21 protein-coding genes are annotated in these 24,844 nt (G+C 38.8%); 17 read left to right on the forward strand and 4 right to left on the reverse strand.

The features are described 5' to 3' along the window. Positions 1-7 precede the first annotated feature (7 nt). The 11 genes from BAU16_RS07660 to BAU16_RS07710 all read left to right on the forward strand — a co-directional run bounded on the left by BAU16_RS07660 (position 8) and on the right by BAU16_RS07710 (position 13,186). The gene (locus tag BAU16_RS07660; protein WP_137605570.1) at positions 8-967 is read left to right on the forward strand and encodes an ABC transporter permease; all 960 of its coding nucleotides are present in this window, start codon (positions 8-10) and stop codon (positions 965-967) included. 3 nt (positions 968-970) lie between these two features. Then, positions 971-1,807, forward strand: a complete 837-nt coding sequence (locus BAU16_RS07665) for an ABC transporter permease (RefSeq protein WP_137605571.1) — start codon at positions 971-973, stop codon at positions 1,805-1,807. Continuing rightward, positions 1,800-2,684, forward strand: coding sequence for an ABC transporter ATP-binding protein (locus BAU16_RS07670; RefSeq protein WP_137605572.1), 885 nt, complete (start codon positions 1,800-1,802; stop codon positions 2,682-2,684). The genes BAU16_RS07665 and BAU16_RS07670 overlap by 8 nt, the downstream gene beginning before the upstream one ends. Then, positions 2,677-3,567: an ATP-binding cassette domain-containing protein gene (locus BAU16_RS07675; RefSeq protein ID WP_137605573.1), complete on the forward strand. Its 891-nt coding sequence runs from the start codon at positions 2,677-2,679 to the stop codon at positions 3,565-3,567. Before BAU16_RS07670 ends, BAU16_RS07675 begins: the two co-directional genes overlap by 8 nt. Next, positions 3,567-3,953, forward strand: a complete 387-nt coding sequence (locus BAU16_RS07680) for an OsmC family protein (protein ID WP_171000826.1) — start codon at positions 3,567-3,569, stop codon at positions 3,951-3,953. Before BAU16_RS07675 ends, BAU16_RS07680 begins: the two co-directional genes overlap by 1 nt. A 160-nt stretch (positions 3,954-4,113) precedes the next feature. Further along, positions 4,114-4,785 carry an HAD family hydrolase gene (locus BAU16_RS07685; protein ID WP_048603514.1) on the forward strand — a complete coding sequence of 224 codons (672 nt, stop codon included), beginning with the start codon at positions 4,114-4,116 and terminating at the stop codon, positions 4,783-4,785. Positions 4,786-5,049: 264 nt separating this feature from the next. Further along, complete coding sequence (locus BAU16_RS07690) at positions 5,050-6,384, forward strand: PTS sugar transporter subunit IIC (protein WP_137605574.1); 1,335 nt, start codon at positions 5,050-5,052, stop codon at positions 6,382-6,384. Beyond that, on the forward strand, positions 6,377-8,674 hold the full coding sequence (locus BAU16_RS07695) for a glycoside hydrolase family 3 N-terminal domain-containing protein (protein ID WP_137605575.1): 2,298 nt from the start codon (positions 6,377-6,379) through the stop codon (positions 8,672-8,674). The genes BAU16_RS07690 and BAU16_RS07695 overlap by 8 nt, the downstream gene beginning before the upstream one ends. Before the next feature lie 131 nt (positions 8,675-8,805). Next, a complete protein-coding gene (locus tag BAU16_RS07700; protein ID WP_137605576.1) occupies positions 8,806-9,774 on the forward strand; it encodes a LacI family DNA-binding transcriptional regulator in 969 nt (322 codons plus the stop codon). 239 nt (positions 9,775-10,013) lie between these two features. Continuing rightward, on the forward strand, positions 10,014-11,411 hold the full coding sequence (locus BAU16_RS07705; protein ID WP_137605577.1) for a glycoside hydrolase family 1 protein: 1,398 nt from the start codon (positions 10,014-10,016) through the stop codon (positions 11,409-11,411). Between the two features lie 266 nt (positions 11,412-11,677). Then, on the forward strand, positions 11,678-13,186 hold the full coding sequence (locus BAU16_RS07710) for a flavocytochrome c (protein WP_048603506.1): 1,509 nt from the start codon (positions 11,678-11,680) through the stop codon (positions 13,184-13,186). A gap of 219 nt (positions 13,187-13,405) precedes the next feature. Here the strand turns inward: BAU16_RS07710 and BAU16_RS07715 are convergent, their stop codons facing one another. Then, positions 13,406-13,798, reverse strand: a complete 393-nt coding sequence (locus tag BAU16_RS07715; RefSeq protein ID WP_137605578.1) for a VOC family protein — start codon at positions 13,796-13,798, stop codon at positions 13,406-13,408. A 156-nt stretch (positions 13,799-13,954) separates the two neighbouring features. Beyond that, positions 13,955-15,310: an MFS transporter gene (locus tag BAU16_RS07720; protein WP_161526846.1), complete on the reverse strand. Its 1,356-nt coding sequence runs from the start codon at positions 15,308-15,310 to the stop codon at positions 13,955-13,957. A 246-nt stretch (positions 15,311-15,556) separates the two neighbouring features. Between BAU16_RS07720 and BAU16_RS07725 the strand changes: the two genes are divergently transcribed. Genes BAU16_RS07725 through pcp form a run of 3 tightly spaced genes read left to right on the forward strand, consistent with a single transcriptional unit; the run spans position 15,557 to position 17,856 of the window. Next, positions 15,557-16,249, forward strand: a complete 693-nt coding sequence (locus BAU16_RS07725) for a DUF969 domain-containing protein (RefSeq protein ID WP_231586061.1) — start codon at positions 15,557-15,559, stop codon at positions 16,247-16,249. A 1-nt stretch (position 16,250) separates the two neighbouring features. Continuing rightward, on the forward strand, positions 16,251-17,195 hold the full coding sequence (locus BAU16_RS07730) for a DUF979 domain-containing protein (protein ID WP_161526847.1): 945 nt from the start codon (positions 16,251-16,253) through the stop codon (positions 17,193-17,195). A gap of 16 nt (positions 17,196-17,211) precedes the next feature. After that, entirely contained in the window at positions 17,212-17,856 is a 645-nt protein-coding gene (pcp, locus tag BAU16_RS07735) for a pyroglutamyl-peptidase I (RefSeq protein ID WP_137605582.1), read from the forward strand. A gap of 45 nt (positions 17,857-17,901) precedes the next feature. Here pcp and BAU16_RS07740 read toward each other — a convergent pair whose 3' ends face one another. Next, positions 17,902-19,086 (reverse strand): MFS transporter, encoded by a 1,185-nt coding sequence (locus BAU16_RS07740; RefSeq protein ID WP_161526848.1) that lies wholly within the window; start codon positions 19,084-19,086, stop codon positions 17,902-17,904. A 34-nt stretch (positions 19,087-19,120) separates the two neighbouring features. Then, positions 19,121-20,062: a LysR family transcriptional regulator gene (locus tag BAU16_RS07745; protein WP_048603500.1), complete on the reverse strand. Its 942-nt coding sequence runs from the start codon at positions 20,060-20,062 to the stop codon at positions 19,121-19,123. 234 nt (positions 20,063-20,296) lie between these two features. Between BAU16_RS07745 and BAU16_RS07750 the strand changes: the two genes are divergently transcribed. From BAU16_RS07750 to BAU16_RS07760, 3 genes are all read left to right on the forward strand, one after another. After that, positions 20,297-20,893, forward strand: coding sequence for an NADPH-dependent FMN reductase (locus tag BAU16_RS07750; RefSeq protein ID WP_048603499.1), 597 nt, complete (start codon positions 20,297-20,299; stop codon positions 20,891-20,893). 15 nt (positions 20,894-20,908) lie between these two features. After that, entirely contained in the window at positions 20,909-23,335 is a 2,427-nt protein-coding gene (locus tag BAU16_RS07755) for a flavocytochrome c (protein WP_048603498.1), read from the forward strand. A gap of 141 nt (positions 23,336-23,476) precedes the next feature. Beyond that, positions 23,477-24,715 carry an L-lactate MFS transporter gene (locus BAU16_RS07760; RefSeq protein WP_048603497.1) on the forward strand — a complete coding sequence of 413 codons (1,239 nt, stop codon included), beginning with the start codon at positions 23,477-23,479 and terminating at the stop codon, positions 24,713-24,715. Positions 24,716-24,844: the final 129 nt, after the last annotated feature.

Genomic DNA, 24,844 nt, shown 5'->3' on the forward strand with positions numbered 1-24,844 from the left:
GCTGTTTTTGTTACGGTACATAATTAAACGTTTATTCATTGCTATTCCGCTATTGTTTGTCATTTCATTTCTTGTTTTTTCATTGATTCATTTGGCGCCATACGATGTGATTGATTCGATTACTACCCCAAATATGTCTCAAGAAACGATTGCGATTTTAAGAGAGAGGTATGGATTGGACCAACCGTTTCTTGTCCAATACTGGCACTGGCTGACCCAAATTTTTCATGGTAATTTTGGGTATTCGTTAGTAAGTCAACAAAGTATCGGTACAGAGTTAGCTGCTCGAATCCCAAATACGATTCGTCTTGTATTACCTGCCTATTTGACTGCATTGCTTTTGGCAGTTGTTCTTGGCTTGTTAGCCGGTGCGAATAAGGGGAAATTTTTAGATCACTTTATTGATGGTGTTGCTTCTTTTGGTATTGCAATTCCAACATTTTGGTTTGCGATGATTATGATTTATCTTTTTGGTTATAAATTAAATCTTTTTCCGATTTTAGGGATGCATACCGTTGGACAGGAAGGGTCAATTTCCGACTTTTTTGCTCATTTTTGGTTGCCATATATTACCTTGACGATCGCTTTTTTCCCAGAGTTAACCCGCTACATTCGCTCTTCAACGATGCAGCAGCTCTCTCAAGATTATGTCACTGTTCAACAAGCTTTTCAGGCCAGTAAATGGGAAATTTTTACGCGACACATTAGTCGAAATATCTTGATTCCCATTGTGACTCAAATCGGGTTGGCGCTTCCTATGTTAGTGACGGGAGCGATTATTACAGAAACGATTTTCGATTGGCCAGGTGTAGGTCCTTATTTGATGACTGCCACAAAAGGGTTGGATTATCCAATCATCATGGCAGTAATGCTGTTATCTGCAACACTTGTGATCGTTGGGAATTTATTGTCAGATATTTTATATTCTGTTGTCGATCCGCGTATACGGCAGAAGGGAGGAAAATAAGGAATGATTAAGCGAATAAAAGAAACATTGGCTGTACATCCTGTTTATTATTTTCCTCTTATTTTTCTAAGTGTGTTGGTGATTTTATCACTGGCTGCCCCTTTGATTCCTATCGATCCCAAACTGACAGATGTCAGCGCTACGTCTCAAGCACCAAGTCTGCAACATATTTTTGGAACGGATGAAGTTGGGCGAGATTATTTCATTCGTGTCGTTTATGGTGGCAGAATTTCATTGTTAGTCGGAATGTTAGCGATGATCACCTCCGTTTTGATTGGTACAATTATTGGAATTGTTGCGGGTTTTGTCGGCGGATGGCTAGATAATATTTTGATGCGGATTGTAGATGTACTTTCCGCAATTCCCTGGATGGTCTTAGTGATTGTCTTGAGTGTCTTCTTGAAACCAGGACTTTCCACTTTAGTCATCGTTATTGGTGGATTTTCATGGATGAGCATCGCTCGTTTATTGCGAGCGGAAACAATGTCTGCCAAAGAAAGAGAATATGTGGAGTATGCTCAATTTATTGGTGAAAAGAGAGTTCATCTTATTTTGAAACATATCCTACCACAAATTCTACCAACTATGATTGTGGCTGCAACAATGAGTATTTCAGGAGCAATTATGACAGAATCAGCTTTGAGCTTTCTAGGTCTGGGAATCCAACAACCTAGTGCCTCATGGGGCAGCCTTTTACAAAATGCCCAAAGTTCGTTACAACGGGCGCCTTATATGGCAATTCTGCCGGGAATTTTTGTCGCATTTACGGTTTTTTCATTTAACCGGTTGGGTGACTTTTTACGCGTGATATTGTTACGGGAGGATGAAAAAAATGACTGAATCAATTCTTAAACTGAAAAATTTAACCGTTGATTATGAAAAGAAACATCATCCTAAAAAACAGTTGATTCGCCACATAGATTTAGATATTCCAAAAGGGAAAATCGTGGGAATTGTTGGAGAGTCCGGCAGTGGCAAGAGTATTTCAATGAAAGCAGCAATGAGTCTTTTACCAGACTATTTAAAAACTCATGCGGATTTATTTGAGTTTGCAGGTACTCCTGTTGAATTTGGGGACCATTTGCCGATCGCAATGATTTTCCAAGATCCTATGACGGCTTTAAATCCATTACGAACGATTGGCTACCATTTGACAGAAGTTATTGCTCGTTTTCAGAAAGTGAAGGGGGCGAAAGCGAAAGCTCTAGCGATTACGGAGCTTCAAAATGTTGGGATTCCTTTTCCAGAAAAACGGTTGAAACAGTATCCTCACGAACTCTCCGGTGGTATGCGGCAACGAGTCATGATTGCCATGGCATTTTTGGCACAACCTCAGTTTCTGATTGCAGATGAACCAACAACGGCATTAGATGTGACCATCCAAGCGCAAATTCTCTATTTGATTCGCAAATTGCAACAAGAAACAAATCTATCCGTGGTGCTCGTAACCCATGATTTTGGTGTTGTTGCTGGAATGAGTGAATTCATCAAGGTGATGTATCAAGGGAAAATCGTTGAAGAAGGAACTACAGAAGAAATTTTTTACAACCCACAGCATGAATATACGAAAAAACTTTTAAAAGCCTCAACGATTGGCCGAAAAGGTGAAAGCTTATATAGTCTGCAAGCTGAGAAGCTCATTATTGCGGATAATTTAGTGAAGCATGAGCTTTCAGAAACACATCATGTCTGGTTAGAAGGTGAAAACAATGAATGAACTTATTCGGATAGAAAAAGCAAATAAAATCTTCGTGAAAAAGAGTCTTTTAAAAAACTCTCTACCGATTCATGCAATCAATCAAGCAGATTTAACCATTTATCAAGGAGAAACGGTTGGTTTAGTAGGTGAATCAGGGAGCGGCAAGACAACCTTAGGCCGTAGTATTTTGCAACTAGAAACCCTAACTAGTGGCGATATTTACTTTAAAGGAGTAAATTTAACTCAGGCAAATAAAAATCAACGACAAAAAGCGCAAAAGGATATGCAAATTATTTATCAAGATCCTTACTCCTCGTTAAATCCAAATTTAACTGCCTTACAGTTAGTAATGGAACCGTTAGAATTGCAATTTTCTTCAGCAGAAGCGAAAAAAAGAGCGATGGAAGTGTTAGCGTTAGTCGGATTTACAGAGGAGGATGCAAATAAATTACCTTTTGCATTTAGTGGTGGGCAACGCCAACGTATCGGGATTGCCAGAGCAGTAGCGACAAACCCGGAGTTTATTTTGTGTGATGAGCCAATTTCCGCACTGGACGTGTCGATTCAAGCGCAAATTATCAATTTACTTGTTCAATTACAAAAGAAGTTTTCATTGACTTATTTATTCATCTCTCACGATTTATCAATGGTACGGTATATTTCTGATCGAATCGTAGTAATGTATCAGGGAAAAATTCTTGAAGTCGGACCGGCAGAAGAATTGTTTATCAATCCACAACATGCTTATACCAAGAAATTATTACGGGCTATTCCAGAACCTGATCCAAAAAAAGCACGGAAAAATTTTTCGGAAATGGTTGAGGACTATCGATTTGATGAGAAAAAAACCCAATGGACAGAAGTTTCAGAAGGTCATTTTTATGCAAAGGAGATTTTATGATGGAAGAGATTCATTTGATTCAGGGAGAACATGGCATGGAGCTTCCCCGAGAAGAAGAAAATTGGGTGTTGCTCCGTAAATATGGGTATTCTCCTGTGCAGAGCCTTGTTGCAGCAGCAGGGGCTTGTGGAGCATACGTGTATCAAGACGTATTGAAAAATTCTAAGGTTCCGTATGTCTTTCATGGCGTGGACATTAGTTATAGTCGTGATGAAACAAAGCAAAGTCATCCTCTTAAAGAAATCGCCATCCAGTTTAAGGTGACGGTCGATGAAGAATACAAAGGACGGGCCGAACGGGGCACTCGGCTGGTTTCTCGTTACTGCCCAGTTATTCAATCGTTGGACCCATCAATTAAAATTGTTGAGACAGTTGTTTTTGTTTAAAAATAAATAAGATTTTAGTGGAGAAAAAGCGATTGTGATTCTTGCAATGGCTTTTTCTAGTATATTCTTTTTCCTCCGTTTATAGTAAAAGTTGGGAAATACCTTTAGAAAAAGGGTATAATTAACTTGAAAATTCATAGGAAAATTTCTGAGGTGTAAAATGAAAGGAATTATTTTTGATTTTAATGGGACCATGTTTCAAGATTCTCATTTACACGAAAAGGCTTGGATCGAAATGATTCAGCAATACTCTACGAATAAAATTTCTGAGCAAGAAATATTGTTAAATATCCATGGACACACAAACGATCAAATTTTACGATACTTTATTTCAGCCGAATTGACGAATGCAGAGATTCAAAAATTATCGGATGAAAAGGAACAGTACTATCGTGAATTGTGCCTGCAAGATTCCACACAACTTGTGCTAACTAGTGGGCTAGAAGCTGTTCTTGATATGTTTAAAGAGAAGAACATTCCTAGAACGATTGCTACCGCAACTGGAAGAGAAAACCTACTTTTTTATTTTGAAACATTTGATCTAGCCAAGTGGTTTGATTTAGAGAATGTTGTTTATGATGATGGTACTTTTGAAGGAAAACCAGAACCAGATATCTTTTTAAAAGCAGCAGAAAAAATTGATCTTTTGCCAGAAACCTGTGTGGTGATTGAGGATGCAGTTTCAGGAATCCTTGCCGCAGATCGGGCAAAAATCGGAAAAATTATTGCCATCGATCCAAGCGGAAAAAATCGTCTTCTTTTTCAGAAAGAAAACTTGAGAATCGATGCGTTGATCGAGAATTTTGATGGTTTTCCAATGGGGTTGTTTTAGAATAATGGGGAATGTTAAGCCATTTATCAGTTAAAACAGGTTGTATCCAAGAAATTTCAGGTTAAAGAAAGTGCCTGGAATTTCTTGGATACATAGGTGTGAGGAAGTATAAAGTTTGTGGAAAGGTTTCTACGGGAAGTGTTAGATTGTAATAATAAAAATGAACCGGTTCATTTTTATTTGCAAAATCTATTGTATTTTTTGTAATCGTTTGCTATTATACTTTTGAACCGGTTCAAAAAAAGAAAACAAAGGAGAATTCTTATGAAATTTGTAGATAAGGTATCTGAGAAATTATTGCCAATTGTGTCAAAAATCAATGGTCAACGGCATTTGCTGGCAATTCGTGATGCATTTATTATTACTATGCCACTAGTTATGGCTGCATCATTTATGGTTTTATTAAACGCTTTGATTTTTTCAAATGTTGCAGTCCAAAAATTTGTGGACTTAAGTTTTTTATCAGAGTTGGCTGTCATTGTAAATAATGGAACGATGAGTATTTTGGCAATTATTGTTTGTTACAATATCGGAGTAAATTTGGCTAATTATTATATTAAGACAAAGGTAATCGATGATCCATCTTTTAGTGCCGTTCATGCTGGCGTTTTGAGTTTGGCAACAATGTTCATCTTAATGCCTGTCAATACAGTGGTTACTTTACTTGATGGTAACACAGCTGATGCCACTGGTGTTTTTCCTCAAGCACTTACTTCTAGTTCAGGTTTAGCTACCGCGATGATTTGTGCTCTATTGAGTACGGAATTATTTGTCCACTTAGCAAAATATAAAAAATTAAAAATTAAAATGCCGGATGGGGTACCACCAGCAGTTGCAACATCCTTTAATTCGCTAGTTCCTGAAGTTTTGGTTATTTTAGTTTTTGGTGTTTTTGTTTTTATTCTAAAAAAGCTGACAGGTTTGAATGTACCAGACTTAATTAATTTGGCAATCCAAACGCCATTAAGAGGATTTGTCCTCTCGGTACCAGGAATGCTGTTTTTACAATTCTTTTCCGATTTCTTGTGGGTATTTGGAATGCACGGATCAAGTATTTTAGCGCCAATTAAACAAGCACCGATGCTACAATCTATCGAAGAAAATATGACTGCTTTTCAAAATCATGAAGCAATTCCAAACATCATTACAGAACCATTTGCAAATGCTTTTGGACTGATTGGCGGTGGAGGTTGTATTTTACCATTAGTCATCGCAATTTTGTGGGTATCTCGTCGCCGTGATGAACGACAAATTGCCAAACTGGGATTAACTACTTGCCTTTTCAATATCACAGAGCCTGTAATGTTCGGTTTGCCTGTTGTTATGAATCCAATTTTCATGATTCCTTGCGCACTAATTCCTTCCATCAATTTGATTATTGCTTATTTTGCAACGAGCATTGGTCTGGTAGGAAAAACGGTTGCAGCAGCCCCATGGATTACACCGCCAATTATTCAATCTGTGATTGCTACTGGAGGGGATATCATGGCTGGCATCTTGACTGTGCTATTAATAGTATTAGATATATTCTTGTTTATGCCATTTGTTATGGCTTCTAACAAAGCTGCACAAATGAGAGGAGACGAGTTGATTGGTTAAATATCCTTATCAAAATCCTGATCTAGTTATCAGAGAACGGGTTGAGGATCTTATGAGTCGACTATCTTTAAAAGAAAAAGTCGGTCAAGTGAACCAACATCTGTATGGTTGGGAATGTTATGAAAAACAGGCAGACGGGTCGGTGGTGTTGACAGATAAATTCAAAAACCATGTTAAATGGGGAGGCGGAATTGGCGCACTTTATGGGTTGTTTCGGGCTGATCCTTGGTCTAAAGTTAGTTTTGATAGTGGAATTGCCCCGGAAGATAGTTGGAAACTTGTTAATCAAGTGCAAAAATATGTGATGAGTCAATCACGTTGGCAGATTCCGGCATTGATTGTAGAGGAATGCCCGCATGGACATCAAGGACTTGGCGGAGTATCCTATCCAACAAATTTGGGTAGAGGGAATACTTTTAACGCAGAGCTAGTAGAAAATTCAAGTCACTTAATGGCAAAGGAACTTGCAGCTAAAGGAGTTCATTTGGCTCTAGTTTCTACTTTAGACTTAGCTAAAGATCCTCGTTGGGGACGGTCGGAAGAATGTTTTGGAGAAGATCCTATTTTAGCAGCAAAGATGAGTGAAGCTGTTGTTTCTGGTTTTCAGGGAAACTTAATCAGTGACAGTGTCTCTTATTTAGACCAAACAATAGCTGAGATTCAAAAAAAGCCAGAACAAATTGGGGTTGTTTTGAAACATTGTATAGCGCAAGGGGAAGCGCTCGGTGGACATAACTCTGGAACAGTCACAATTGGAGGTCGTGAGTTTAATGATATCTACTTACCACTTTTGAAAAGTACACGTAATGCGGTCGGTGTTATGGCGGCATACAATGATATTGACGGAGTACCATGTCACATCAATGGGGAACTATTTCAAAAAGTGATGCGAAAAGAAATGGGATATCAAGGCTTAGTCATGGCTGACGGCGTTGCACTTGATCGATTGGAAGACGTGTTTCGTACAGCAATTGAAGGAGCGAAAGCTGCTTTAGAGGCTGGCATTGATTTAAGTTTATGGGACCAAACTTATCTGCAAATTGCAGAAGGCATAGAAAAAAATATCATAGCAGAAGCTGATTTAGATGCTGCTTGTGCCAATGTTTTAGGGATCAAATTTTTACTAGGCCTTTTTGATAATCCTGTTGTGAAAGCCCCAGGGGGAAAATTCGAAAAGTTATTGGTAGAATCTCAGAAAATGAACTTACAAGTGGCAGAAGAATCTTTGACATTGATAAAAAATGATGGGATTTTACCGCTGAAACAAAAACTTAATAAAATAGCGGTAGTTGGCCCGAGTGGGAACGGATTGTATGAGTTGCTTGGTGATTATACAGCTCCTCAAGCCGATTCTTTAGCTGATCGTTCCATCTATCATCAAGTTAAGACTCATTTTCCCCAGTCAGAAGTTGTCTATGCGGAAGGCTGTGAGGTCCGAAATTCGGAAAATCAAGAACAGAAAATTACGGCAGCAATAACAGCTTGTCAAGATGCAGATGTAATCATATTGGTACTAGGTGGATCCAGTGCACGTAATTTTAATATGGAATTTTTAAAAAATGGCGCTGTTTCTTCAAAGGGAATCAATATGGACTCCGGAGAGAATGTTGATGTGGCATCACTCACGTTGGGCGGACATCAGTTGAATTTGTTGGAACAGATTCACAGGTTAAATAAGCCAGTAGTGAGCATTTTGATTCAAGGTCGTCCATATGATATTCGTAAAGTTGAAGCGGCATCGAATGCTGTTTTAATTGGGTGGTTCCCCGGTCAACAAGGCGGAGCAGCTATCGCAAGAACATTATCCGGATTAAATAATCCGAGTGGGCGTTTGAGTATAAGCTATCCGCGTAATTCTGAGCAATTGCCAGTTTACTATTATCAACGAGCAGCTTCTAAAAAAGATGATTATTATGATGAATCTGGGGCACCGCTTCATGAGTTTGGTTATGGACTTTCCTATACAGAGTTTCTCTACGATGACTTGCAAATTAGTAAAAATTCTGACAAAATAACAGTGAATATAACTGTAAAAAATAATGGCATTTGCGCTGGGAAAGAAAGTGTACTATTTTTTGTCCGTTTGTTAGGTGGATCTGTGATTCAACGACACAAGCTGTTAAAAGATTTTGTGAAAGTAAATTTAGAACCTGGAGAGAGTCGGAGAATCAGGTTTGATTTACCAACTACTCAGTTGACCTATACAGATTTTGATCAAACTGTGAAGGTAGCCGAAGGGTGTCGTGTTTTGATTGGTAATTTAACGAAAGAAATTTTTTTCACTAAGTAGCGTCTTTTTTTGGATCAATCATCATATAAGATCTATCTTTCTACAAATATTAAGTTAATCAGGTCTTTATTAGCTACTTATGTTTCAAAAAGACTATTTTATTACTAGATTATTGGAGAGGAAGTGGAAGCATGTCATCTATCCGAGAAGTGGCGAGAATGGCTGGAGTGTCAATTGGAAGTGTGTCTCGCTATTTAAATGGTCAGCAGTTAAAAGAAGCTAATATGCAAAAAATTGCGACAGCTATTGAACAGCTGGATTATAAAGAAAATATTATTGCTAAAGGATTGAAAAATAATCGCAGTTATTCGGTCGGTCTATTGATGAACAGCATCTCCAGTCAATTTGGTGCAGAAACAGTGAGCGCAATCGAAGAAGTTATGGAAGCTAATGGATATTCTATTCTTTTAAGTGGATTTAAGGGTGATATGTCAATGGTGAATAAGAAGATTGACTATTTGATGCGTCATTCTGTGGATGGTCTGATTGTTTTTATGTCGGAGCAAGAGTGGGACGGTATGGAGCGACTAGCTGAACTTCCAATTCCAGTACTGACTATTAACAGTCCAGTTCAACTAGAGGGTGTTGATCGAGTGCAGGTTGCCGACTTTGAGAGTGTATCAACGGTTGTCGAACATTTTATAACGAATGGTCATCACCGTATTGGAATTTTAGCAGCCCCACAAAATGATTTTGTGGCTAGAGAACGCTTAGCAGGAGCTGAAAGTGCCGTAGCAAGACATCCTGAAACAAAATTAATTGTAGAATTTGGAGATTATTCCCGTTTAAGTGGCTACCATGGTGCTGCAAAATTATTGAAGCAAGATATTACCGCTCTTGTGGTAACCAACTATAATATGGCAATGGGCGTGTTGGAGTTTTTACAACATACGGATGATCCTCGAAAAGAGGGACTAATTTTAGCACATTATGATTATACTAGTGAGATGGCAGAATTTCTAAAGGATCGAATTGTAATCAAGGCACCAACAAAAATGATAGGTCAACTTTGTTCGGAAAGAATGTTGACACGCATGAATGATGCAACTTTACCTAGCACTCAAAATTTATTAGTAAAAAATGAAATATTCGGAATATAAATTCCTTTGCTAAAAGGCTGGAATTTTTTGAATAGTTTTTGAAAGTAGAAGTGGTATTTTTTTAGTTAGGTAAAAGAATACAGGCATAGTGAAAAATGGTTAAGATATGTAATAATACTGAACGCTTATTGGAGAAATGAGCGTTCAGTATTTTAAAATGCCTCTATTCATGGGGAACAACGAGAATGGAGCAGGGGCCATTCTGAAAACAATAAGGTCATTTAATAGGAGGAACACATATGTATCAATTTCCAAAGGGATTTTTATGGGGGGCTGCAACCAGTGCGCCACAATCTGAGGGGGCAGCGACAAAAGACGGAAAAAGTTCTTCTACTTGGGACAAGTGGTTTGAACTGGAACCAGAACTTTTTTATGATCAAGTAGGGCCAGAAAATACCTCTAATGTCTATGAGATGTACAAAGAAGAAGTAGCAAATATGAAGGCAATGAATTTGAACTCGTATCGAACTTCTATTGCATGGACTCGTTTGTTGCCAGATGGTAAAACATTAAATCCGAAGGCGGTCGATTTTTATCGAGCATATTTTCAAGAATTAGTAGATAACGGTGTTGAACCAATTATCAATTTGTTTCATTTTGATATGCCGTGGTGGTTGATGGAAAAAGGCGGTTGGGAGGTACGGGAATCTGTAGAATACTTTGCTCACTATGCAAGCGTTGCTTTTGACCAGTTCGGTGATATTGTGAAAAAGTGGGCGACTTTTAATGAACCTTTGGTACACATTGAGTGCGGCTATTATGGTGATGCGCATTGGCCAAGAGTTCATGATTTTAAACGGGCATTGCAAGTTGGTTATCACACCATGTTAGCTCATGCGAAGGCAGTAGAGGCTTATAGAAAATCTAAGCACGGTGATGGTCAAATTTCCATCATCTTAAATTTATCGCCGGTTTATCCAAAGAGTAATACACCGGAGGATCTAGAGGCAGCGAAGTGGGCAGATCACATCTATGTCCGTAGCTTCCTTGATTGTGCTATTAAAGGCGCTTTCTCTGATGAATTTGTCAATATGCTGAAAGAGGCGGATTTGTATCCTACAACTAGACCAGAGGATAAAGGAACCTTTTTGAAAAATACAGTCGATTTTTTGGGCTGCAACTATTATCAACCAATGCGGGTACAGGCAGTGCCCATGAATAGAAGAAATGTGCCAATTAAAGGTCCTCACGATTTGTTCCAAAACTATGATTGGCCGGAAAAACGTATTAATCCTCATCGAGGCTGGGAAATCTATCCTCGCGGTATTTACGATATTGCCATGCGTTTAAAGAATAGCTATGAGAATGTTCCCTGGTATATCTCTGAAAATGGCATGGGTGTTTCTGAAGAAGAACGATTTGAAAATTTAGATGGAATCATTGAAGATGACTACCGCATTGAGTTCATTGAGGATCACTTGGTGGAACTCCATCGTGCAATTGAGGAAGGATCCCCTTGTTTTGGTTACCATTTGTGGACATTTTCTGATTGTTGGAGCTGGTTAAATGCTTACAAAAATCGCTACGGTTTTTACCGTGTAAACTTGAAAGAAGATTTTAAACGAACACCAAAGAAATCCAGTTTTTGGTTGGCTGATACCATAACCAAGAATGGGTTTGATAGAAAGACTATTTAAAACAAAAGAGATTTCTTGAAAATTTATAACTTTACCGAATTAAGTGGACAGTACTACCTACGAGCATCGAAGCTAAGTTTTCCACCAGCTTCGATGTTTATTTATTTTCTTCCATACAATTTAAAGTTTCAAAAAATATCAATGAATTAATTCTCACAATCATTGAAAGTTGAATCTTCATGTGAGAAAATGTTCAAGGTCAATTTACATGAATGTTTCAGAAAACTAAATCTGTACATTCAAAATAGAAAAGAGGGAGTCAGAAAATGAAAAAAGCGTCAAAAATTTTTGGTTTATTAGCTAGTGCATTATTTCTAGCTGCTGGGTGTTCTGCAGATAATGGCAAAGGAGATACTTCAGCCAATAGCTCAAGCGAATCTGCGGAGGTTGCTTCAGGAGCATCAGCCCAAGCCTATACAGATCCGAAAGAAATGAAAGATGAATATGATATTATCATCGTGGGTTCCGGTGGAGCAGGGATGTCTGCAGCAATCGAAGCAAAAGATGCTGGTTTAAATCCGGTTATCTTTGAAAAAATGCCGGTTGTTGGAGGAAATACAAATAAAGCTTCTTCTGGAATGAATGCGTCAGAAACAAAATTCCAAAAAGAACAAGGAATCACTGACAGCAACGATGCGTTTTATGAAGAAACGCTAAAAGGCGGTCATGATACAAATGATAAAGAATTGTTACGTTATTTCGTGGATCATTCTGCGGATGCTATCGATTGGTTGGATTCATTAGATATCCGTTTAAATAACTTGACAATTACTGGCGGTATGAGCACAAAACGTACCCATCGTCCTGAAGATGGTTCTGCAGTCGGTGAATATTTGGTTAAAGGATTATCGGAAAATGTTCAAAAAAGAGAGATTCCGGTATTTGTTAATAGCGATGTAAAAGAATTGATCAAAGAAGACGACCAAGTTACAGGTGTGAAAGTTAGTGTGAAGGGACAAGCTGAGAAAGAAATCTCAGGAAAAGCAGTTATTGTAGCAACTGGTGGTTTTGGTGCCAGCGCTGAAATGATTGAAGAAGTTCGACCTGATTTAAAAGGAATCGTAACCACCAATCAAGAAGGAAGCACCGGAGACGGAATCAAAATGATTGAATCCGTTGGCGGCTATACTGTTGATATGGATCAAATCCAAGTCCATCCTACAGTGCAACAAGACAAAGGCGTACTGATTGGAGAAGCTGTTCGTGGAGAAGGCGCCATTCTTGTTGATGAGAACGGAAATCGCTTTGTAAATGAGTTGGATACCCGGGACAATGTTACCGCAGCAATCAATAAGTTACCTGCTAAAGCAGCTTACTTGGTTTTTGATCAAGGTGTTCGTGATCGGGCAACAGCTATCGAGTTTTATGACAAGCAAGGATACGTTGTTGAAGGAAAAACAGTTGCTGAATTAAGTGAAAAACTTAAATTTTCTGGGGACGATTTAGTAAAAACCGTTGATACATGGAACAAAGCCGTTGCGGATAAAAAAGATACCACTTTTAATCGGACAACTGCGATGGATCATGATTTGAGTACAGGACCATTTTACGCAATTAAAATAGCACCAGGAATCCATTACACAATGGGTGGCGTAAAAATCAACAGTAAAACTGAAGTATTGAAAAAAGATGGAGAAACAATCCCAGGATTGTTCGCTGCTGGTGAAGTAACGGGTGGCCTTCATGGACAAAACAGAATCGGTGGAAACTCTGTAGCTGAAATTATTATTTTTGGCCGACAAGCAGGAATCCAAGCGGCTGATTTTGTAAAATAAAAGAGTCGCTAGTCGAATAACTTGTTTATATCATAAAAATCCACAGTTGTTGTCTTAGACACGATAACAGCTGTGGATTTTTTTCATTTTGAGTTATTTTATTTTCCGTTCGATAGGTGGGAAACTTTTTGGCTGTGAGGACCAGAAAAAAACGCCATTTGATCTCCAATGAACAGGAGAGACAAATGGCATTTTCTTTTTTAGTTGATTGCAAAAGGTTTAAAAAAGCAACTGCCAAGTAAATCCAAACTTGTCGGTAACCCAACAAATCTCAGTATATTTATCAAAATTCTTTTCATGCATTATTATGGTGCCACCATCTTTTAGCGTATTGAACGCTTGATCAAATTCAGTCTGTCCGTCTACCTCAATTAAAATAGATGTTGCCCAATTGGAGATTGGTGCTGGAGAATCCTTAGTCATATCTAAAAATCCAATCACTAAATTACCTAGTTTCAGTTCCCCTTCGAGAATAAGATTTGGTTCATCTTTGCTGGCTTCCCCATACCGGTTTAACTTGGTAATTTCAGAACTTGGAAAGGCTAGATGATACCAATTAATCGCAGCTTCGGCCTGACCACTATACGTCAAAAACGGAAATGCTTGTTTCATTTTTTTTCCTCCTAACATGCCGTTGAAATCGTTACCAATGAAAGTATAGCATGAGATAAACTAAAATAGCCAAAAATAGGATTTGTCTGAAGATGGGAAAAGCATTCGCTATCGATTTTAATGGCTGCCGATTTTTCAAATTTTTAAAAGCTATTTTTAGAAATTCTCAATTTTACGAGGCAGGATCAGGAATAGGATGCCACCAATGATGAGAGCTGAAAAAAGAAATACGAGGTGATAGCCAGTCAAAGTCTGAGAATCATGGGCAAACCCAAAGCTATAAAAGATTCCTAAAAGTGTAATCATGAAACTTTGTCCTAAGGTTCGACACAAGGTAATAAATCCTGAGACAGTACTGATATTTTCCTCCGTGGCATTTGACTGGGCAGTGATCAGGCTGATTGTAAAAACTAGACCGATGCCAAGCCCAGAAAATCCTGCTAATAACAAAAGAATAAGATAAGAAGCTGAGGCAGGCAAAAAGCTCATAATCCCAAAAATACCTAAAATAAGTGTTAAAGAAAGGAGCAAAATTTTTTTCTTACCAAAATAACCAGCAAGCTGTGCAGAGAAATAAGAACCGGTAATGAACAGGATCGAGGAAGGAAGTAAAGCAAGACCGGCCAAGGTGGGGGTGAAGTGCAATTCAGTTTGGACCCATAATGGTACGTAGACTTGAAACCCGATAAGTGCCCCGTTAATCAAAAAAATCACTGCAACAAACAGTAGAAAATTTTTCTTTCTAAACGTCGTGAGGGGAAGAATCGGCATTTTTTCTTTTCGTTCTAATTTGATAAATCCCCAAAGTAATCCACACCCGAATAGAAAGAGTAGTGCCCCAAGAAGCAGATTTGTTGTCATTAGTTGGATACTTGTAAGCATAAGAAATAGCAGCACAGCAAAAATGACCTGTTGGCGAAGATAATGGCTGTTTTTTTCTTTTTTTATTGGCTGCTTTTTTTCATGATAGACGAAAAACACGATTAGGAACACCGCGATCCCAAAAGGAATATTAATGAAAAAAATCCAGTGCCAAGTAAAATTGGATACCAACATTCCTCCTAGTAAAGGAGCAATCAGAGAGGCGATTCCCCATGCAGAATTATTCAAGCCCATGATTTTGCCCCGCTGTTCTAAATCGAATAAATCACCAATCAAGGCAAAGGTAATAGGTAGAATCCCACCCGAACCGATACCTTGAATCACTCGAAAAATAATTAGGCTGAGGTAAGAAGTCGAAAGTCCGCAAAGCATCGTTCCCAAAGTAAATAGAGCTAAACCGAAAAGAAAAATTTTTTTCTTTCCTATTTGATCGGCCCAATGACTTAAAAAGGGTGTGGCAATTGCACTGGCAAAGAGATAACTCGAAAATAATAATGAAACAGAGTCATTTTGATTATTGAAACTTTTAAAGATGTCATTAGCAGCAGTGACCACAATGGTTGACTCAATGGCGGTCATAAAAGTAGCGCCATAAATCGCCAGCATCATCCAGCGTTTATTTTTTTTCATAAAAAATCCTCCAATCAAAAGGTGAGCAGTAAGCGAACGGTTAATTATGCTTGCGCAAGCAATTATATAGTTGTTTCTGCTATTTGTCAATGAAACACCGTTTTTAGTGTCGATTACTAAAGAAACACACTATTAGTTACGGTTTGTTTTTTTTCAGCAAAAAATAAGGAAATTTTCAGTCTAGTTGAAGTTTTTTCAAACTACTGTAGAATAGATTTTAGTTTAATGAAAGGTAGGAATCATTTATTGGATGCAAATATTTTAAGTTTAATTGGTGTCGTCATCGTTATCATTGGCTTTGCACTTAAGTTGGATTCGATTCTGATTGTTGTGGTTGCGCTGATCGCAACAGCGCTAGTCAGTGGATTAGGATTTACGGCAATGCTGGAGACCTTGGGAACGAGCTTCGTTGCGAATAGAGGAATGGCTATTTTTATTATTATTATGTTGGCAACCGGAACTTTGGAAAGAAATGGATTAAAAGAATCAGCTGCTCGCTTGATAAAAAAAGCAAAACGTGTAAATACCAGTACGATTTTGATGATTTACGGGGTGTTTCGTACAATCTTTGCGGCATTTAACGTTAGCTTTGGCGGTGTCGCTGGATTCGTCCGTCCGATTGTCTATCCGATGATGGAAGGCGCTGTGGAATCGAAAAAATTGCCGGAAAATGAAAATTATTCCGAAGACTTAAAAGGGATGTCTTCCGCCATGGAAAATATCACTTGGTTTTTCGGACAGAATTTATTTATCGGTGGCGCAGGAGCATTGCTAGTACAGTCTACATTAAAAAGTTTAGGCTATGAAGTCTCACTCGTCCGTTTGATGGTCGTTGAGATTCCCGTTGCTCTTGTGGCTTTAGTCGTTGCTTGTCTTTATTTTTATTTTAAAGATAAACGTTTGATGAAAAAATATTATGGCGAAAAGGAGGAGAAATAAAATGACCTTTTTTTCAAGTTCAGAGGTATTATTAAGTGAGAAGCTTTTGGAGATCACTTATCTTGTCATGGGGTTGATCTCAGCAGGTACAGGAATCTATAATTTATTGGATCACAGCAATAAAAATCGGTTTGGTACGGGTATTTTTTGGTTGATTTTAGGAATCGTAATTGGTTTTGGGCGTTGGATTCCTAGTGTTTGGGTTGGGGTATTGATTTTAGTGATGACGATTCCAGCAATCTTGCAAAAAGTGACAAAAGGAAAAAGTCATGCTGCAAGCAAAGAATACATGGAAAACATGGCAAATAAAATCGGTAATCGGATTTTTCTGCCGGCGTTGAGTATTGGTTTTGTTGCAATTATTATTGCTTTGTTCACTAAGCTTGGTGCTTTAGTTGGTGTTGGTCTTGGCGTGTTACTGGCAATTGTTTTAATGATGCTCTTTTCAAAAGATAATAAGCCGGCGACTTTTTTCAAAGATGCGGTGGAAATGTTAGGAACAGTTGGTCCGTTATCCATGCTGCCGATGCTCTTGGCTTCATTAGGAGCGGTATTTACTCAGGCTGGTGTTGGTGAAGTTATTTCCAATGGAGTGAGCGAAATCGTGCCAAAAGGGAACATGACGGTAGGAATCATTATCTATGCTCTAGGCATGGTTATTTTTACAATCATCATGGGAAATGCCTTTGCTGCAATCACCGTAATGACTGTCGGAATTGGTGCGCCCTTTGTACTAGCCTATGGGGCAGATCCGGCATTGGTTGTAATGGTGGCGTTAAGTTGCGGTTTTTGCGGAACATTGATGACGCCAATGGCAGCCAATTTTAACATTGTACCTGTTGCTATTTTGGAAATGAAGGATAAATATGGTGTTATAAAAAATCAAATTTTTGTCGCTTTGTTTATGCTGGTCTTCCAAATTGTTTATATGTTGATTTTCAAATAAGAAAGGTTGGATGAACATGAAAGTTTTAGTTACCGGCTTTGATCCGTTTGGCGGAGAAAAAGTCAATCCTGCATATGAAGCAGTTAAATTATTACCTAATGAGATTGCTGGGGCAGAAATCATTAAGCTGGAAGTACCGACTGTTTTTGGCGAAAGTGGAGAAAAAGTTCGCACAGCGATTCAAAAAGAAACGCCTGATATCGTTATTTGTGTCGGACAGGCAGGGGGTCGGGCCTCTGTCTCTTTTGAACGGGTAGCAATCAATTTAATTGAAGCTCGGATTCCTGATAATAAAGGAAATCAGCCAGCAGGGGCTAAAGTCCAGGAGGATGGCGAAACAGCATATTTTACTTCCTTACCAATCAAAGCGATGGTCAAACATGTCAATGATCATGGACTGCCCGGTTACATTTCCTATACTGCCGGAACTTTTGTCTGCAACGAAATTATGTACAATTTGTTGTACACGATTGCCAACGAATTTCCTACTGTTAAAGGAGGATTTATCCACGTACCTTTTGAAACAAGTCAAGCAGTGGGGAAACCTGCAGATACGCCATCAATGCCAATTACTACCATCGCAAAAACCATTGAATTAGCGATTGAAGCTGCAGTTACACAAAAAGAAGACATTCAGTTGAATGTTGGAACAACACATTAAGCTTTGTCTATATAACTGTATAAAACAAAAATTCCTCTGATCGTGTTAATCGGAGGAATTTTTGTTTGCATTTTTTTCATTTTTTAGAAGATAACTGGCAGCTGTCAGCAAAATGGTCAGGAGCAAAAGAAAGAAAGGAAATAAGTGCAGTGACCATTGATCTGCGAGCCAACCAAATAAAGGGGGAATCAGCATGACACCAATATAAGCAGCAGCCATTTGTGAACCAATCACTGCTTGAGAATAGTTCCTTCCAAAGGTTTTTGGCGTTAAATGCGTGAAATTTGGAAAAAGCGGGCCATTGCCCAAACCAATAAAAAATAAGGGCAAAGCGGCAAACGTTTGTGGAAGGGGAAAAATGAGTAGAAGTAAAGCCCCAAAGATAATTCCCTCACCGATAAAAATAATCTGCCAAGTAGTTAAAAAACGGGAAAGGACACCGGAGAAAAAGCGACCTATTGTCATTCCCAAGTAATAAAAGGTTAAAACACCGGCAGCGGCGGCAACCGGTATTTCCCGAACCTGAACAAAATAGCTGGCGCCCCATATGCCACTAGTAAATTCCAATCCACAAGAGCTAATAAAGACAAGCCACACCAAGCGGACTTTAGGATTTTTGCTTAGGTGAAACAAAGAAATTTGTTTTGGTTGGATTTCTTCTTGAACCTGCGCCCATTTTGCCTGAACCTTTCCCCATAAGGGTTGGCTGAAAACCATCAAAAAAGCGATCACTAATTGTACAAAAAACATTAAACGGTATCCTTGGTGCCAGCTTTGGCCGCCACCTAAAATCTGACTCATCAGCAGAGGACTCATAGTGATTCCGATACCATAAAAACAATGGAGAAAATTCATGTGAATCGCTTGATAGTGAAGAGCAACATAATTATTCAGTGCAGCATCAATTGCGCCTCCACCTAAACCCAAGGGAATGGAGCAAAAGACCAGCCAGAGAAAATTCGGAGCTAAAGAAAAGCCGAATAAACCGATTGCTGTGGCAAAGGTACTGATAACTACCGTTTTGTTGGTTCCCAATGTTCTAATCAAGCGTGCACTGTTCAAACTAGCGATAACTGTCGCTCCTTGCAGGACCAATGTTAGGATGTTAAGGGAAGCAATCGGAACTTGAAAATCTTGATAAATCGCCGGCCAAGCAGTACCTAATAGGGAGTCGGGTATGCCTAGTCCAATAAAAGCAATATAAATGAAAAATAAGAGTAATGTAGCCATAGTTACCTCGTAAGTTTTTTTAGTTGTTGGTTAGCTAGTCTTGAAATAAAGAAGAAAAATTTTGTTGTTGAATGCCTTTTAAAAAAGCAGTGACAAAATTTTCTTCGGCTTTTGAGAGCGTCTTATCCATACGATGAGCAATGAAATAGCTCAGGGATAATTCGGTAACCGGAAACAAATTATAGTTTCCGGGTTTAAGAGAATAAATTACACTTTCCGGAGCAATGGCTAACCCAAGACCGTTTTTAGCAAGTTCCACCACTGTATAGATATTATCGCTTTCTAGGGAAATTGCGGGTTCAATTTTATATTTTTGAAAGAGCTGATCCATTTGACGACGAATCGCTGATCCACTGGAAGTCAGCACAAATTTTTCTTGCAGCAAGTCCTTTATTGCAATCGATTTTAGGTCTAATAAGCGAATACCTGCTTGGTAAAAACGAGAAGAGTCGGGAATGATACCATAGTAATTTTCTTTTGAACACTCGTAAACCTTTAGATTTGGGGAAACGGTCTCGGGATTTTGACCGATGTAAAAATTCGTTTCGCCTTTCAACACCTTACTTTCATTGGTTTTTGGCAACTTCTCATCCAACAACAATTTTACTGTTGGATTATTTTGCTGGTATTCCGGCAGAAAAAGCGGCAGGAGAAAAATCCCTAAGCTAGACAAGATGCCGACTCGAATTTTTGTTTGATCGGGATCAGTATATAGCTCCAATTTCTTTTGAAGTTGAGAGGCCTCCATTTCGAGGGTTTCTAAATATTGATAGTAAACCTTGCCAGCCTCTGTCAATTGCAGGTGACCGGTATGACGATTAATAATCTCTGTTCCTAATTCTTGTTCTACTTTTTGAATCGCTTGGGTTAAATAAGGCTGCGAAATAAATAAATCTTTGGCTGCTTTGGTGTAATTTCCGTGCTTTAGAAGAATATCTAAATAATGCAGCATCACCGGTGAGTCTTTTAGAGCCATGAGTATCCCTCCAGTTTCTTTTCATTATAACAAAATACTTATAGCATGATAGTTAAATAAATATTTCACAAACAGTTGTGTAAGGATTAGACTGACCTTAAGTAAATGGAAACGATATTTACTACAAAACAGAAGAAAAATAAAAAAGTTATTTGCGCATTTTTTGAGCAACATAAATTTTTTTCTTCAATATTGTTAAATATATCACATTTAATTTTGAAAGGAAGTTTTTAAATGAAACTTATCGGAATCGTTGGAACAAACTCGGATCGTTCCACCAATCGAAAATTATTACAGTTTATCCAAAGACATTTTTCTGATCAAGCAACCATCGAACTTTGTGAGATCAAAGATATCCCAGCTTTTGATGAGCCGGAAGATAAAACACCACCAGTAGCAGTCCAAGAACTATCAAATAAGATTACCAAAGCTGATGGTGTGATTATCAGTACACCAGAATATGATCACACAATTCCTGCTGCTTTAAAAAGTGTTTTGGAATGGCTATCTTATACGACACAACCATTAATTGATAAACCTGTGATGGTAACGGGGGCTTCATTGGGTTCGTTGGGGTCTTCTCGGGCTCAAGCACATTTGCGTCAAATTTTAGATGCGCCAGAATTGAAAGCCCGTCTTATGCCAAGTGCCGAATTTTTATTAGGTCATTCGGAACAAGCCTTTGATGAAGAAGGAAACCTGAAGGATCAAGAGAAGGTTGCGGAACTGGAAGAAGATTTTAATGAGTTTTTGCATTTTGTGACCTTGACCAACCAATTGTTAAAGGATCGCAGTAAAAAACAAACCAAACCATTTTCATGGGAAGTCTAGTGAGGAGGAAGTAAAATGAAATATGCAGCACTTATCGGAACAAATGCCAATCATTCGTATAATCGAACACTTGTGCAATTCATGAAAAAACATTTCGCAGATTCTGCTGAAATTGAAATTTTAGAAATCAAAAATGTACCAATGTTTAATGAAACAGACGATCAAACAGAAAGCCCAGTCATCCAAACCCTCAACCAAAAAATCAGCGAAGCCGATGGAGTCATCATTGCGACACCTGAACACAATCATTCCGTTCCTTCTGCATTAAAGAGCGTTTTAGAATGGTTGTCCTTCAATATCCATCCTTTCGATGGTAAACCAGTTATGATTGTTGGAGCTTCTTATGATGTTCAAGGATCATCCCGCGCACAATTGCATTTACGGCAAATTTTGGACGCACCGGGAGTAAATGCTTCGGTTATGCCAGGGAGCGAATTTTTACTAGGTCGTGCGCAACAAGCCTTTGATGAAGATGGTAATTTGAAGGATGTTAGAACGATTGAATTTCTAGAAAGCTGTTTCCGAAAATTCATCCGTTTTACAGAAATTGCCAATTTATTGAATGTTCCAGAAAATATCACCTTTGAACCAGGAAAATATGAAGTGACGGCGGTGGGACATAACGGAAATCTACCAATGACTGTCACTTTAAGCGATGATCGAATCGAAGCAATCGATATCGATACATCAGGTGAATCAGAAGGAATTGCAGATATTGTCTTTACTCGAATTCCCCAAGAAATCATTGATGGGCAAACCCTGAATGTCGATGCCGTTTCTGGGGCATCAGTCACCAGTCACGGGGTAGTTGATGGCGTGGCAAAGGCGGTACAACTTGCCGGAGCAAATCCGGATGCTTTAAGAAAGCGCCCCAAAACCGGCTTCATTCCTCAAACAAAAGCGGTAGAATACACAACAGATGTTGTTGTTGTCGGTGGTGGTGGCGCAGGTTTAAGTGCGGCAGCCAGTGTTTTACAGGCTGGAAAAAAAGTAATCCTCGTCGAAAAATTCCCTGCACTTGGCGGAAATACAGTTCGAGCTGGAGGACCAATGAATGCAGCGGATCCTGCTTGGCAAAATAGCTTTGATGCTTTGCCGGGTGAAAGTGCAACATTGGAAGAAATGCTGCATCTAGATGAAAGTACGATCGATCCAGAATATTTAGCCGATTTTAAAACATTGAAACAACAAATCAATGCTTATTTGAAGGAAACTACGGACACGAAAGAATATCTTTTTGACTCCTCAATTTGGCATCGAATCCAAACGTATCTTGGAGGAAAACGGACAGACTTAAAAGGAAATGTCATTTATGGTCAATACGATCTTGTAAAAATCTTAACGGATCATGCATTGGAATCAGTCGAATGGTTGGAAGAAGTTGGCGTAGCGTTCGATAAAAATCACGTGGATATGCCTGTTGGTGCAAAATGGCGTCGGGGACACAAACCTCTTAAAAGTGAAGGCTTTGCCTTTATCTCTGCATTGAAAGAGTTCGTTGAGAAAAATGGCGGCACAATTCTGACCGATACACCAGTCAAAGAATTACTGATTGAAGATGGCAAGGTAGTAGGTCTTATTGGTCGAGGCATTAATAATCAAAAAGTCACGATTCATGCAAAAGCAGTGGTTTTGGCTTCAGGTGGTTTTGGTGCCAACACGAAAATGTTGAAACAATACAATACTTACTGGACACAAATTGATGACGACATTAAAACATCGAATTCACCTGCGATTACCGGTGACGGAATCAAACTAGGTGAAAGTGCGGGAGCGGATTTAGTAGGTATGGGCTTTTCACAAATGATGCCTGTTTCTGATCCGAATACCGGAGCACTATTCAGCGGGTTACAGGTACCGCCAGCAAACTTTGTTATGGTTAATCAAAAAGGCAAACGGTTCGTTAATGAGTATGAAAGTCGGGATGTTCTGACTCAAGCGGCCATTGATAACGGCAGTCTGTTTTACTTGATTGCCGATGATGAAATTAAAAAAACAGCTTACAATACAAATCAAGAAAAATTAGACAAACAAGTTGCTGCAGGAACCTTATTCCGATCAGAAACGATTGAAGGGTTAGCAGAGCAACTTGGAATGGACCCAGCAACTCTGAAAGACACGATTGAAAAATATAACTCTTATGTAGATGCAGGAAATGATCCTGAGTTTGGCAAAGATGTTTTCGATCTAAAAGTTACGAAAGCACCATTCTATGCAACACCAAGAAAACCAGCTGTTCACCACACTATGGGTGGATTGAAGATTGATACGCAGACACATGTTTTAGACAAAAATGGAAAACAAATTTCTGGATTATATGCTGCCGGGGAAGTTGCCGGTGGAATTCACGCAGGAAATCGTTTGGGAGGAAATTCCTTAACGGATATCTTTACCTTTGGACGAATCGCTGGGAAAACGGCAATCAAAGATTTTTTTGAATAAATGATTCATCCATAGTGTAGGAAAAAATTTGCTAAATCAGTGAGTAGAAAAATGCTCATTGATTTAGTAAATGGATTGTTCGTTTAGCGGTTTTAAAAATCCATGTGAATTTTGTAACAATAATAGCAATGGAGGAAGAAAATGGAAAATAAATCATTGAATCGCTGGCCAGTTCTAATTGCTTCAACAGCAGTCTTGCTGTGTACTGGTGCAGTGTATGCGTTTAGCGTTTTTGCAGGTCCACTAAGTCAATTAAAGGGTTGGAGCATGTCAGAAATTATGTTGGCGTTTACTATTAATGCCGCTGTTGGACCAATCACTATGATTCTTGGTGGGTTTCTAACAGATAGAGGGTTAGCCAAATGGACGATTTTCTTTGGTGGGATTCTTTTCGGCGTAGGATTTTTCTTGACTGGACTAGTAAATTCGCCAGGGATGCTTTATCTTACTTATGGTATTTTAGCTGGTTTGGGGCAAGGATTTGCTTATTCTGCTTGCCTAAGCAACACCTTACGCTTGTTTCCAGACAAACGTGGCTTAGCATCCGGACTAATCACAGCAGGAATGGGGGGGGCTGCAATTATTGCTGCACCAATTGCCAATAGTCTGATTGAATCACAGGATGCGTTGTACGCATTTCGGATGTTAGGAATCGCCTATATACTTGTCGTTGTCGTTGCCAATTTCTTTATTAAAAATGCACCGACTGACTTCAAGCCAAAGGGATGGACAGCGCCGGTTGTAAAAAGTGGCAATAGTTCAATTAATAAAAATTGGAAAAAGATGTTGCAAACACCAGAATTTTATTTAATTATTTTTATGCTGGGCGTCGGTGCATTCTCCGGATTGATGATTGCATCAAATGCTGCAGTCATTGGACAAGAAATGTTTGGTTTAACTGCGGCAGCTGCTGCGTTTTACGTAAGTCTTTATTCTCTAAGCAATTGCTTGGGTCGCGTTCTTTGGGGAACCGTCTCTGATCGTCTTGGGCGGACAAAAACGTTGCTGATTATCTATACTGTGGTGGCTTGTTCACTATTAGTATTAGCTTTGCTTTCGGGAACGGCAGCTTTTGCTATCGGTATTATCGGCTTAGGTCTATGTTTTGGTGGCGTGATGGGAGTTTTTCCATCAATGGTTATGGAAAACTACGGTCCTGTCAATCAAGGTGTCAACTACGGTATCGTTTTTATCGGGTATTCGACGGCAGCCTTTTTTGGACCAAAAGTTGCAACCGGGATGGCAGCGAACCACAATGGTGACTTTACCCAAGCCTTCTACACAGCAATTGTACTAGCTGTTGTGGGACTATTGTTGGATCTCGTTTATATCCAACGAAAGAAAAACCAACAAGCAGAACCATTGGTTAAAGGCAGATAATCAAAAATAGACAACTTGGGTCGTTTTTCCTTTTTTTAGGAGAAGCGGCTTTTAATTTCGGCATAGTAAACAAGATAAAATCTTTCTGTGACTGATAGATATTAACTAATTTTAAAATACACCTTACTT

The sequence above is a fragment of the Enterococcus sp. JM9B genome, from assembly GCF_009933265.1.
Classification (GTDB): Bacteria; Bacillota; Bacilli; order Lactobacillales; family Enterococcaceae; genus Enterococcus_C; species Enterococcus_C songbeiensis.